This is a genomic window from Streptomyces formicae (genome assembly GCF_002556545.1).
Classification (GTDB): Bacteria; Actinomycetota; Actinomycetes; order Streptomycetales; family Streptomycetaceae; genus Streptomyces; species Streptomyces formicae_A.
This window is the reverse complement of sequence record NZ_CP022685.1, coordinates 6,440,987-6,453,393: the sequence shown is the minus strand read 5'-3', so window position 1 is coordinate 6,453,393 and position 12,407 is coordinate 6,440,987. Positions and strand designations below refer to the sequence as shown.

Below are 12,407 nucleotides of genomic sequence, written 5' to 3'. Positions count from 1 at the left end.
AGCCCTTTCGGCTGAGGAGAGAACGGACGGCGCCGCCCCGGGTGATCAACTCCCCGGGGCGGCGCGCTCGTTCACGCCCTGTTCGCAATGCGTATGTTGACCATCGCTCAACGAACTATTTCTGGCCAAGGTTTCGTCAAGAGGCTGACATGTACCTGGCTCGAATGACACTCTTCCCTCGCACGGCACAGCAGTAACCCGCACCGCATCTTTCACGTCCGGGCAGTCCCCAACGCCGCCCGGGCCCCCCACAGAAGGAGCCTGCGTGACCCCCCACATATCCCGGAAGCGTTCCACCCTGGCCATCGCCACCGCCGTGGCCGCCGGAGCGCTCCTCACCGCCGGACTGACCACCGGCGCCTCCGCACAGCCCGTCGCCGACGCGACCCCCTCCGCCGCGCCGCAGAGCCTGTCGGCGTCGGCCAAGGCGGGCCTCCTCCAGGACGCCAACGCCGACAAGGCGGCCACCGCCGACAAGATCGGCCTCGGCGCCAAGGAGAAGCTCGTCGTCCGTGACGTCGTCAAGGACCGCGACGGCACGGTGCACACCCGCTACGAGCGCACCTACGACGGCCTGCCCGTCCTCGGCGGCGACCTCGTCGTGCACACCGCCAAGAACGGCAAGCTGAAGGGCGTCACCAAGGCCACCAAGGCCACCGTGAAGGTCGCCTCCACGGACGCCAAGCTCGCCAAGTCCTCGGTCGCCAAGTCCGCCGAGTCGACCGCCGCGAAGGCGAAGACCGCCAAGGCCGACGCGCAGTCGCCGCGCAAGGTGATCTGGGCCGCCGAGGGCAAGCCCGTCCTCGCGTACGAGACCGTCGTGACGGGCGTGCAGAAGGACGGCACGCCCAGCAGACTGCACGTCATCACCGACGCCGCGACCGGCAAGAAGCTCTTCGAGCGTCAGGCCATCGAGAACGGCACCGGCAACAGCCAGTACAGCGGCAAGGTCGAGATCGGCACCAAGAAGGGCTCCAACGGCTTCGACCTCACCGACGACAGCCGTGGCGGCCACTCCACGATGAACCTGGAGAACGGCGAGGGCGAGGGCAAGCTCTTCACGGACGACGACGACACGTGGGGCAACGGCAAGCCGGACGACGCCCAGACCGCCGGTGTCGACGCCGCCTACGGCGCCCAGGTCACCTGGGACTACTACAAGAACGTGCACGGCCGTGAGGGCATCAAGGGCGACGGCAAGGGCGCGACCTCCCGCGTCCACTACGGCGACTCGTACGTCAACGCCTTCTGGGACGACAGCTGCTTCTGCATGACGTACGGCGACGGCGAGGGCAACAAGAAGCCCCTCACCTCGATCGACGTCGCGGCCCACGAGATGTCGCACGGCGTCACCTCGGCCACCGGCAACATGGAGTACTCCGGCGAGTCCGGCGGCCTGAACGAGGCCACCTCGGACATCTTCGGCACCTCCGTCGAGTTCAACGCCAAGAGCCCCGAGGACATCGGGGACTACCTCATCGGCGAAGAGATCGACATCAACGGCGACGGCTCCCCGCTGCGCTACATGGACAAGCCCTCCAAGGACGGCCAGTCCCTGGACAACTGGAGCGCGGACGCGGGCAACGTCGACGTCCACTACTCCTCGGGCATCGCCAACCACTTCTTCTACCTGCTGTCCGAGGGCAGCGGCGCGAAGGAGATCAACGGCGTGAAGTACGACTCCCCGACCGCCGACGGCTCCAAGGTCGAGGGCATCGGACGCGACAAGGCCGAGAAGATCTGGTTCAAGGCGCTGACGTCGTACTTCACCACGACGACGGACTACAAGGCGGCTCGTGAGGGCACCCTCAAGGCGGCGTCCGACCTGTACGGCGCCGACTCGGCCGAGTACAAGGGCGTAGAGGCGGCCTGGACCGGCGTCAACGTCAAGTAACCAGCAAGAGCGCAAAGATCGCGCAGTTCCCCGCGCCCCCGATCAGGGGCGCGGGGAACTGCGCAGTCTTTTGGGGCCACCCCCGCCGGCCCGCACACGGGGTCACCGCATGAGAACCCCCGCCCCCTCCCCGCCCCCTTCGAGCGGCACGGCCACAAGACCCAACTCCGCCCCGCTGGAAAGCAGCCGGTGCGAGGGCAAGATCCGCACCGTGTAGCCGAACGGCCCCGTGCGATCCAGCGCGAGAGGCCCCTCGTACACGAGACTCCCCTCCGCGTCGGGCCCACCCGTGGACTTCAGCGGAACCGGAGAGACATCGGCGATGTGGTCCTCCGGATCGACGCGCCCCGCGAGCACCTGCACCTCCACGTCGTCCGGCGTGAGCTCCCCGAGCCGCACGCGCACCCGCAGGGACAGCGTGGCCCCCAGCTCGGCGACGGCCCCCGTGGCCGACGCCTCCACATGGTCGACGGCGACCCGCGGCCACGCGGCCCGGACCCGCGCCTTCCAGGCCGCGAGTTCACCCGCCGCGGTGGCGTCGAGCACCCGGTGCGCCCGCGCGGCAGGGACGTACAGCTTCTCGACGTACTCGCGGACCATGCGACCGGCGAGGACCTTCGGGCCGAGCCGGGTCAGCGTCCTGCGGACCATCTCGATCCAGCGGTCGGGAAGCCCGCCGGGGCCCTGCTCGTAGAAGCGCGGCGCGATCCTGCGCTCAAGAAGGTCGTACAGCGCCGCCGCCTCGAGATCGTCGCGGCGGTCGTCGTCCGTGGCCGCGCCGTCCGCCGTGGGGATGGCCCACCCGAAGTCCGGTTCGAACCATTCGTCCCACCAGCCGTCCAGGACCGACAGGTTGAGGCATCCGTTCAGGGCGGCCTTCATGCCGCTGGTGCCGCACGCCTCCAGGGGCCTGAGCGGATTGTTCAGCCAGACGTCGCAGCCCGGGTAGAGCTTCTGCGCCATCGCCATGCCGTAGTCGGGCAGGAAGACGATGTGCCGCCGCACGCGCGGGTCGTCGGTGAACCGCACCAGCTCCTGGATGAGCCGCTTGCCGCCGTCGTCCGCCGGGTGCGCCTTGCCCGCGACGACGATCTGCACCGGGCGCTCGGGGTGCCTGAGCAGCTCCATGAGCCGGTCGCGGTCGCGCAGCATCAGCGTGAGCCGCTTGTACGAGGGGACGCGCCTGGCGAAGCCGATGGTGAGGACGTCCGGGTCGAGCACCTCGTCGATCCAGCCCAACTCGGCGGTGGCCGCGCCGCGTTGGCGCCACGACTCGTGCAGGCGCCGCCTGACCTCGTCGACCAGCTGGGCGCGCAGCGTACGGCGCAGCTCCCAGATGTCGTCGTCCTGGATGTCGGCCACCGCGTCCCAGCGGTCGTCGCCGCCGGGGGCGCCGCCGACGGAGAGCGCGTGCTCGGTGCGGCGTTCGCCGATCTGCCGGGCGCCGAGCCGGAACACCTCGGGCGCCACCCAGGTCGGGGCGTGCACGCCGTTGGTGATGGAGGTGATCGGCACCTCTTCGGCGTCGAACCCCGGCCACAGGCCCGCGAACATCTCGCGGCTCACCGCCCCGTGCAGCGTGCTGACGCCGTTGGCGCGGCTGCCCAGGCGCAGCCCCATCACCGCCATGTTGAAGACGTTGGGCTCGCCTCCCTGATAGCTCTCCATGCCGAGCCGCAGGACATCGCCGACGTCGATGCGGGGCAGTTCGGCGTCGGGCCCGAAGTGGCGGGCGACCAGTTCGCGGTCGAAGCGGTCAATGCCCGCGGGCACGGGGGTGTGGGTGGTGAAGACGGTCCCGGCCCGCACGGCCTCAAGGGCGGTGTCGAAGTCGACGTCCCGCGCGGCGAGTTCGTGGATGCGCTCCAGGCCGAGGAAGCCCGCGTGGCCTTCGTTGGTGTGGAAGACCTCGGGCTCGGGGTGTCCCGTCAGCCGGCAGTACGTCCGCACGGCGCGCACCCCGCCGATGCCGAGCAGCATCTCCTGGAGCAGCCGGTGCTCGCTGCCGCCGCCGTACAGCCGGTCGGTGACGTCGCGCTCGCCCGGGTCGTTCTCCTCGACGTCCGAGTCGAGCATCAGGAGCGGCACGCGGCCGACCTGCGCCTGCCAGATGTGTGCCCGCAGCGCGCGCCCTCCGGGCAGGGCGAGCGAGACGAGGGCGGGGGTGCCGTCGGTCTCGCGGAGGAGGGAGACGGGCAGTTCGTTCGGGTCGAGCACCGGATAGTGCTCCTGCTGCCAGGCGTCGCGGGAGAGGGACTGGCGGAAGTAGCCGTGCCGGTAGAGCAGCCCGACGCCGATGAGGGGGACGCCGAGGTCGCTGGCGGCCTTGAGGTGGTCGCCCGCGAGGATACCGAGACCGCCGGAGTACTGCGGCAGCGCGGCGGTGATGCCGAACTCGGGCGAGAAGTAGGCCACGGCGCGCGGGAGTTCGGCGCCGAGCCGGTCGGGGCCCTCGATGTCGCGGTCCCGTTCCTGGTACCAGCGGCTCCCCGTGACGTACCCCTGGAGGTCGTCGACGGCCTCGGTGAGCCGCCGCACGTAGCTCTCGTCGCGGGCGGCCTCGGCCAGGCGCGCGGGTGACACGGCGCCGAGCAGGCGCACGGGGTCGCAGCCGGATGACTGCCACAGGTCCGGATCGAGGGCCGCGAAGAGGTCGCGGGTCCGTGGATGCCAGGACCAGCGCAGGTTTCGGGCCAACTCGGCGAGCGGGCCGAGGGGTTCGGGGAGGACGGGACGTACGGTGAATCGACGGATGGCCTTCACAGCGACTCCACCTCTACGGGGAATGCGTTACGTATCGACCTACGGGTCGACGGTAGCGGTGACGGGCCCCGGCAACCACGGCGCACGGGCGGGCGCGAGAGGGCCCGTACCCATGGCTGTACGGGCCCTTCGGCAGCATGAATTTCCACGCCGCCGACCGGGTGCGCAAGGGACCCCTGCGGTTTCCGGCGGATCGGGAGAGGCTCAACTGAACACCTGTTCCCCGCCTCTTGGTGGCCCGCGCAACTGTCGAAGGATCAACCGTGCGACAGGAGTGCCCTGTGGTGCGCCAGGGGCCGCTGGACCGAACCAGCACCGCGCACACCCGGGCACGCCTACCACCTCGGCCGCGGACCGGACCCGTGTGTGCGCCGACCCTGTTCGGCCTTTTCCCCGGGCGAATTCCGACCGGATTACCGCGTCAGCGCACTGTTCCTTCGGCGGCCGCCATGGATGCCAGGCCCGGCTCGGCGTCCCAGATCCGGACCGTGCGCCGCCCCCTCGCGTGCCGCGGCCAGCCGCCGCCCGGGTCGAGGTCGCGGACGAAGGCGACCCAGGCCGCGTGCATCGCGGCGGCGAGGTGCCGCGGCGGGTCGTCGCCCGCGGCGGCCGTGACGCCTTCGGCGTCGAGCAGGTCGAAGGCGAAGGGCAGGTCGAGACAGTGGAAGGCGAGGCCCTCGGTGTCGCCGGGCACGGGCGACGGCCAGCCGAACTCGTAGAGCCAGGTGGGGCGGGAGCGCGCGGCGCGGGCGTCCGCGACCGCCAGGTTCGGTGCGCGGAACACGAGGTCGGTCAGCTCCTGCCCGCCGAAGGAGGTGAACTCGTGCCGGGTGAAGCCGAGCAGCAGCGGCACGTCCGCGCCCAGATCGCCCCCGGTGAGCTCGGTGAGCACCGCGCGCGGCACCAACTCCCCGTCGGCGAACGGCGCGAGGAGCAGGCCCGGCAGTTCCGCGCGGTCCGGGCCCTCCGCGCTCAGGGCGTCCTGGAGTTCCAGGAGGCGCGCGTCGGAGAGGTCGCGCAGCGCCGCCGCGGTCGCGGGCACCCCGGTGCGCCGGGTGAAGAGCTCGGAGACGGCGAGGCCCGCCCACCGCTCCCCCGGCACCATCGTCGCCGCCGACATGGCGAGCGCCGCGCGGAACAGGCCCCGGGCCGCGGGCGTGGCGAGCAGCGTCTGGACGGCGCCGCCGCCCGCCGACTGCCCGGCGACCGTGACCTTGGCGGGGTCGCCGCCGAACGCGGCGATGTTGTCGCGCACCCACTCCAGGGCGGCGATCCAGTCGCGCACGCCCCGGTTGTCCGGGGCGTCCGCCAGGTGCAGGAAGCCCTCGATGCCGAGCCGGTAGCCCAGCGAGACGAGCACGACGCCGTCGCGGTTGAACGCGACCCCGTCGTACCAGGGACTGGCCGCCGACCCCGCGACATAGCCGCCGCCGTGGATCCAGACGAGGACAGGGAGCGCCGCCGCCGGGTCCACGGCGGGCGTGAACACGTTGAGGTTGAGGGTGCCTTCGCCGGGGACGGACGGCTCGGGGATCGTGGCGCCCTCGCCGAAGCCGCGTCGCTGGGCGGTCGGCCCGTACGCGGTGGCGTCCAGCGGTTCGGTCCACGCCTTCGGGGGCTCGGGCGGCGCGAAGCGGAGGTCGCCGACGGGTGGCGCGGCGTAGGGGATGCCGAGGAACCGGGCCCCGTTCGGCCGGTGTTCGCCGCGTACGGGACCGTGGGCGGTGGTGACGGTGGGGCTCTGTCGGTCGGCCATGCCCCTACCCGACACCGGATTCGGCCGCCGCCGCAACATTCGTCCCCTCGCCCCGGCCGCCGCGCTCCCGCGGCACAACGGACGACCGACCGTCCCTGCCGCCCCACCCGCTGTAATCTGCAACCCGCCCGGGGAGCACGGGACGTGTGGACGACGGACGACAACACCATCGGGGGCGGCGGATGATCGGGCAGTTGAGGGAGTCGTCTCCCCTGCGGATAGGGCCGTACGAGACGCTGGCCAGGCTCGGCGCGGGCGGCATGGGCGAGGTCTTCCTCGCCGCCCCGGACCGCCGCGAGCCGGGCGGGGCCCTCGCGCCCGGCGCCCCCTACGACCCGGACTCGCTCGTCGCCGTGAAGGCGATCCGCGGCGAGATCGCGGGCGACGCCGCCTTCCGCGCCCGGTTCCGGCGCGAGATCTCCGTCGCCACGTCCGTCGAGAACCCCTTCGTGGCCCGCCTCGTCGCGGGCGACGCCGACGCCGAACAGCCCTGGCTCGCCACGGAGTACGTCGCGGGCCCCCACCTCGCCGAAGCGGTCCGCGCCCACGGGCCCCTGCCCCTCGCGTCCGTCGCCGCGCTCGGCGCCGGAGTGGCCCGCGCGCTGGCCGCCGTGCACGCGGCGGGCGCCCTGCACCGCGACCTCAAGCCCGCGAACGTGCTGCTCGGCGCGGACGGACCCAAGCTCATCGACTTCGGCGTGGCCCGGGCGCTCGACGCGACCACGATGACCTCCACGGGCCTCCTGGTCGGCACCCCCGGCTTCATGTCCCCCGAACACGTCGCGGGCGGCCGCCACGTGGTGCCCGCGTCCGACGTCTTCTGCCTCGGATCGGTCCTTGCCTACGCCGCGTCGGGCGACGACCCGTTCGGGGACGGGCCCGTCGCGGCGGTCCTGTACCGGGTGTCCGTCGCGGAGGCCCAACTGGACGGCGTACCGGCGGAGTTGCGTGAGCTGATCGGGGCGTGTCTGTCGCGGGACCCGGGCGAGCGGCCACATCCTGGGGAGCTTGCGGAGCGGCTGGCAGAGCTCGACCTGAGCACCCCGAACGACCGGCGGCCCGCCCACGGCACCGGCGACGACGGCGAGAGCGGACCCGGTGCCCGGTGGCCCTCGGCCGTGCGGGCGGCCATCGCCGAAGCCCGGCGCGACGCGGCGCAGTTGTGCGCGTCGGGGCAGCCACTGCTGCCGCTGCCACCGGCACCTGAGCACACCCCGTACTCACCGACGCGGACACCCACCCGGACGCCCACCCAGGCTCCGTTCGCTCCGGCCGCCCCTGGCGGTCCCGGCCACACCGCGCACGGGCTGCCCACCATGAGTTCCGCCGCGCCCACCGTGTCCCGCCGTCGCGGCATCGGCCGCAGGGGCGCGCTCGTCACCGTGCTCGCCGTGGCCGTGGCGGGCGGCGCCGTCGGGGCGCTGCTCGCGGCGCGGGGGCCCGACGGGGGCGGGGGCGACGGGCGGGCGGCGGGGCCCGGCCGGAGCGCGTCCGCCGCCGAACTGGTCGCCCGCGCCGGGGTGGACTCCGCGGGAACCCTCGAACACAACGGATCCGTACCGCAGTTGAAGGAGCAGCGCCCCCGGGGCTGGAAGCCGTGGCGCGCCGCGTTCGGCCACTCCCCGATGAGCTGCGCGGCCGACACGGAGGCCGTGGTGTGTCTGCTGACCAACGGTACGTACGAGGCACGGAGCGCCGCCGACGGACACCGCCTGTGGCGGTCCGACGGCCGCACGGCGGCGGACGCCGACGCGGGCGACACCGGCGACGAGGCGTACATCGGCCCGTCCGGCCATCTGTTCATGCCCGGTGACCAGGTGCGTCCCGTGGTCCGGGGCGGCAGGGCCGTCATCGCGCACAAGGGCCGCGTGCAGGTGCGCGACTCGGCGTCGGGCGAGGTCGACTGGTCCGTCGACGCCCCGGCGGGATCGCACGTCACCTCCGCGCTCCTCACTGACGAGCGCCTCGTCCTCTCCTCGGAGGTCACCTCGCGGACCGACGAAGGGCCGCAGGGCACCGAGCTCCTCGCGTATCCGCTGGACGGCGCGGACAAGCCGGTGTGGACGTACGAACTCAGCGACGAGGTCCTCGCCGAGGCCGAACTCGGCAACTACACCGCGGAGACCGCCCACGACGGCCGCGTCTACGCCACCTCCCGGGACGGTGTCGTCGCCATCGGCGAGAAGAAGGGCGGCCGCGAGGGCGGTGCCTACGACGACGGCCAGTGCCTGGCCCTGATGGTCGACCCGGTGGCCGACCAGATCCTGTGCACCCAGCTCGTCACCGGCACGGGCGACCTCGACGACCCGACGGCCGCCCCGGGGACCCGGGTGACCCGTCTCGACGCCAGGACGCTCGCGGTGCGGGGCAAGATCTCCTTCAAGGCGCCGCCGGTCAGCCCGCAAGGCGACCTCGGCCGCGACATCGTGGTGAGCGCGGTCGCGTCCGGCGCCGCGCTCGCGTACGACACGAGCGGCGAGAAGCTCCTGGTCGCCGACGCGAAGAACGGCCGGGTCACCCGCGAGGAACCGATCTCCGTCGCCGAGTACGTCATCAAGGAACCGATCTCCTCACCGGCCCTGATCGTCGGGGACCGGGCCCTGACCGCCGACAACTCCACGCTCAAGGCCGTGCCGCTGACGGGCAGGGGTAAGCCGGACGCGGTCCGCGTCCCCGGCGCGCCCGGCGACCGGGTGCCCGAGCAGCCCGAGGACACCGGCACGGTGATCGCGGACAAACCCAAGCCGCCGACGGTGCTCCCGCTGGGCGGGGTCGTGACGATCGTCTACGACCAGGGGACGGTCGTGTCGATGAAGATCCCGTCCTGACGCCGTTCCCGCCCCCGTTCCAGGAGGAGCCGTGCTCGATCCCCTGCCCGGGCCACCGCGCCACGTCGGCCCGTACCGCCTGCTCGCCACCATCGGCGCGGGCGGCATGGGCGAGGTGTACCTGGCCCGCGCGCCCGGGCCCGGCGCCCCGCTCGTCGCGGTGAAGACCGTCCGGCCCGACCTGGAGATCGACCGCGAGTTCCGGATCCGCTTCCGGCGGGAGATCGCGGCGGCCCGCGCGGTCACGGGAGCGGGCACGGCCGCGCTCCTCGACGGCGACGCGGACGCCGAAGTGCCGTGGCTGGCCACGGAGTACGTCGCGGGTCCCTCCCTGGCGGCGACGGTGGTCCGGTGCGGCCCCCTGCCGCCCGGCGCGGTGCGGGCGCTCGGCGCCGGGCTCGCCCGCGCGCTCGCCGCGGTGCACGACGCGCAGGTCCTGCACCGCGACCTCAAGCCGGGCAACGTACTCCTCACCCCCGAAGGCCCCACCCTCATCGACTTCGGCATCGCGCGGGCCCTCGACGCGACGGCCCTGACGGCGGCCGGGATGGTGGTGGGCACACCGGGCTTCATGGCGCCCGAGCAGCTCCAGGGCGGCCCCGCGGTGGTGCCCGCGTCGGACGTCTTCACCCTGGGCGCGGTCCTGTGCTTCGCGGCGTGCGGGCGCGGCCCGTTCGACGACCAGGAACTGGCCTCCGTGATCTTCCGCATCGCGCAGGGCGACGCGGACCTCTCCGACGTACCCGAAGAGCTGCGCGACGTGATCAGTGCGTGTCTGTGCCCGGCACCGGGCGACCGGCCCACGGCGGCGGAGCTCGCCGCCCGGCTCGCGCACGACGACGCCACCGCCGCGACCGCCGCCATCGGGAGTACGGTCCCGTGGCCCGCCCCCGTGCTCGCCCTCTTCGCCGAACACCGGGAGGCGGTGGCGCGCTGCGAACGGGCCACCGCCCAGGGCTCGTTCGCCACCGCGGCCACCGCGGCGGGCACGGACGGCCGCACCCCGCGCCTGCCGACACCGCCGCCTCCCGTGCCCCTCGCGCCCCCGGACTCCGGGCCCTCCCCGCGTCGGCGACGCCGGTCGTGGATCGCCGCAGCGGTGGTGGCGGCGGCCGCGGTGACCGTGGCGGCGGTGCTGCTGCCGGGAGACGGGAACGGGAACGGGAACAGCAACGGGAGCGGGGGCGCGAACGGGAACGGAGAAGGTACCGGCGACGCGGGCTCACCCCGCGTCGTCACCGAGTACGGAAACCCGGACCGCAGCGGCGAGTTCGGCGCCGCCGCGCGTGCCGCCTCCGCCCGCCCCGAGGGGTGGAAGCCCTGGTCGGCGGAGCGCCCCGAGAGTCTGGACGACAGGGGGTACGGCTGTGTCCTGGTCGGCCCGAAGCTGGTGTGCAGGGACGGCAAGGGCGCGGCGACGGCCCTGGACGCGGCGACCGGCGCCCACCGCTGGACCTCACGCGGCTTCACCGACGGCGCCGACGCGCTCCAGGGCATCCAGACCGTGCCGCCCGAGAGCGACGGCGAGCGCGTCTACGTGCCCAGTGAGCGCGGCGTCATCGCCCTGGACGCGGCGTCCGGCGCGGAACGCTGGCGCAAGCCGATGCCCGCCACCGCCGCCGTGATGGGGCTCGCACGGTCCGAAGGGGTGCTCTACACGGCGGAGTTCGGCTTCGCCGACGGTGAGTCGGGTTCCGGCGAGGCGATCGTGCGGGCCCGCAGGGGCCGCGACGGTCACACCCTGTGGACGTCGAAGCCGCTGCCGTCCAAGGTGCGGGAGGCGCTCGTCGTCAAGGAGGGACGGGTGTACGCGGCGCTGGAGGGCGGCGGCGTGGTGGCCCTCTCGGCGAAGGACGGCAGCCGTGCCGCCTCCGCCCCCGGCGAGCACTGCACCGGCGTCGTCGCCCACCGCGACGCGATCCTGTGCTGGGCCCTGGACCGCGCGGGGATCCGCGAGCTGGACGCCATGACCCTGAAGCCGCGCCGCACCCTGGCCCCCGACCGCACGCCCGCGCTGCCACCCTCGGTCGGCGAGGCGGACGTCCTGGTCGTGACGAGCCGCAACGAGGACACCGAGGCGCCGATCACGCACTTCATGACGGCGTACGACTGGCGCTCGGGCGATCGCCTGTGGCGCTACGGCGCCCCGAGGGACACCGTGACGGTGGCACTGTCCGGCAAGCGGATCCTCGCGGTGGGCCGGTACGAGATGTGGGGCAGGAGCACCGCGGACGACAAGGACTCCTACCGCAGGAAGACGATCCCGCACCCCGACGACGGCACGGCCTACGACGACGTGCAGACCCTCGGCCCGCCGCTCTACGTGGGCGGCGCCCTGTTCGCCGTGGCGCGGGACGGCAGGATCCTGTCGGGCTACGCCCCCTGACCCGCGTCCTGGCCCGAGGTGTGCCCGCACGCCGCCGCGATCTCGGCCGTGTCCCAGTAGAACGGCCACACCTCGGCGATCCGGCCCTCGCGCACCGTGAGCGTCTGGAGGATCGGGAACTCGAGCACCCGGCCACTGGCCCGTGCGCGGGCCCGCACCCGGGTGTGGACGACCGCCGTGCCGCCGGTGGCGAGGAAGCGCTGGTCGACCAGGTCGAAGGAGTCCCACGCCGCGCTCATCGCGAGGAAGAAGCGGGCCATGCCGTCGTGGCCGCGCCACGTCCCGCCGTACGGCAGGGCCGGTGCCTGGTGCAGGACGACATCGGGCGCGAAGTAGGGCGCGAGCAGATCGAAGGAGGCGCGGCCGGGGCCGCCCGCCGCCAAGTACCTCGCCTCCGCCGCATACATTCCGGTCAGTACGGGCAGCGAATCAACGGAATCGGTCGTCGTCATGGCCCCCACCCTGACCGCACGCCCCTCACCGCACCGGCGGATTTCGGACCTCTGCCTGCGCCGCGCGGCGCGTGGCACGGGCGCACTCCGGCCGAAAACCGCCGGGCCCGACCCGCGGGGACCGCCGGGGCGCTCGCCCCGCGCGCGGCGACCGGCAAGCTGGAGCAGGTGAACAACCCGTAGGGCATATGCGATTTGGGCCACTCCCACCGTTTTCGGCGGGGCCGGTCTTGCATGTGCTGTTACGCGATAGTAGTTAACAAAGCGCCGGATTGCGCACCCGAAGGGGGTGGGCAGACTTTTCCGGTACGCACTGCGGCAGACACAT

The 12,407-nt window shown here is 73.3% G+C and carries 6 protein-coding genes; 3 read left to right on the top strand and 3 right to left on the bottom strand.

Annotation, left to right across the window (positions count from 1 at the left end; all coding sequences use genetic code 11):
- Window positions 1-265: 265 nt before the first annotated feature.
- Window positions 266-1,894 carry a M4 family metallopeptidase gene (locus KY5_RS28375; protein ID WP_098244884.1) on the top strand — a complete coding sequence of 543 codons (1,629 nt, stop codon included), beginning with the start codon at window positions 266-268 and terminating at the stop codon, window positions 1,892-1,894.
- 102 nt (window positions 1,895-1,996) lie between these two features.
- Here KY5_RS28375 and glgP read toward each other — a convergent pair whose 3' ends face one another.
- Entirely contained in the window at window positions 1,997-4,657 is a 2,661-nt protein-coding gene (gene glgP, locus KY5_RS28370) for an alpha-glucan family phosphorylase (protein WP_098244883.1), read from the bottom strand.
- A 421-nt stretch (window positions 4,658-5,078) separates the two neighbouring features.
- Complete coding sequence (locus KY5_RS28365) at window positions 5,079-6,413, bottom strand: carboxylesterase/lipase family protein (protein WP_098244882.1); 1,335 nt, start codon at window positions 6,411-6,413, stop codon at window positions 5,079-5,081.
- Between the two features lie 146 nt (window positions 6,414-6,559).
- On the opposite strand from KY5_RS28365, the gene KY5_RS42675 reads away from it, so the two are divergent.
- Window positions 6,560-9,241 carry a serine/threonine-protein kinase gene (locus KY5_RS42675; RefSeq protein WP_234362897.1) on the top strand — a complete coding sequence of 894 codons (2,682 nt, stop codon included), beginning with the start codon at window positions 6,560-6,562 and terminating at the stop codon, window positions 9,239-9,241.
- A 31-nt stretch (window positions 9,242-9,272) separates the two neighbouring features.
- Window positions 9,273-11,627 (top strand): protein kinase domain-containing protein, encoded by a 2,355-nt coding sequence (locus KY5_RS28355; protein WP_098244881.1) that lies wholly within the window; start codon window positions 9,273-9,275, stop codon window positions 11,625-11,627.
- On the opposite strand, the gene KY5_RS28350 is transcribed toward KY5_RS28355, so the two are convergent.
- Window positions 11,615-12,079, bottom strand: a complete 465-nt coding sequence (locus KY5_RS28350) for a nuclear transport factor 2 family protein (protein WP_098244880.1) — start codon at window positions 12,077-12,079, stop codon at window positions 11,615-11,617. The genes KY5_RS28355 and KY5_RS28350 overlap by 13 nt on opposite strands.
- Window positions 12,080-12,407 lie beyond the last annotated feature (328 nt).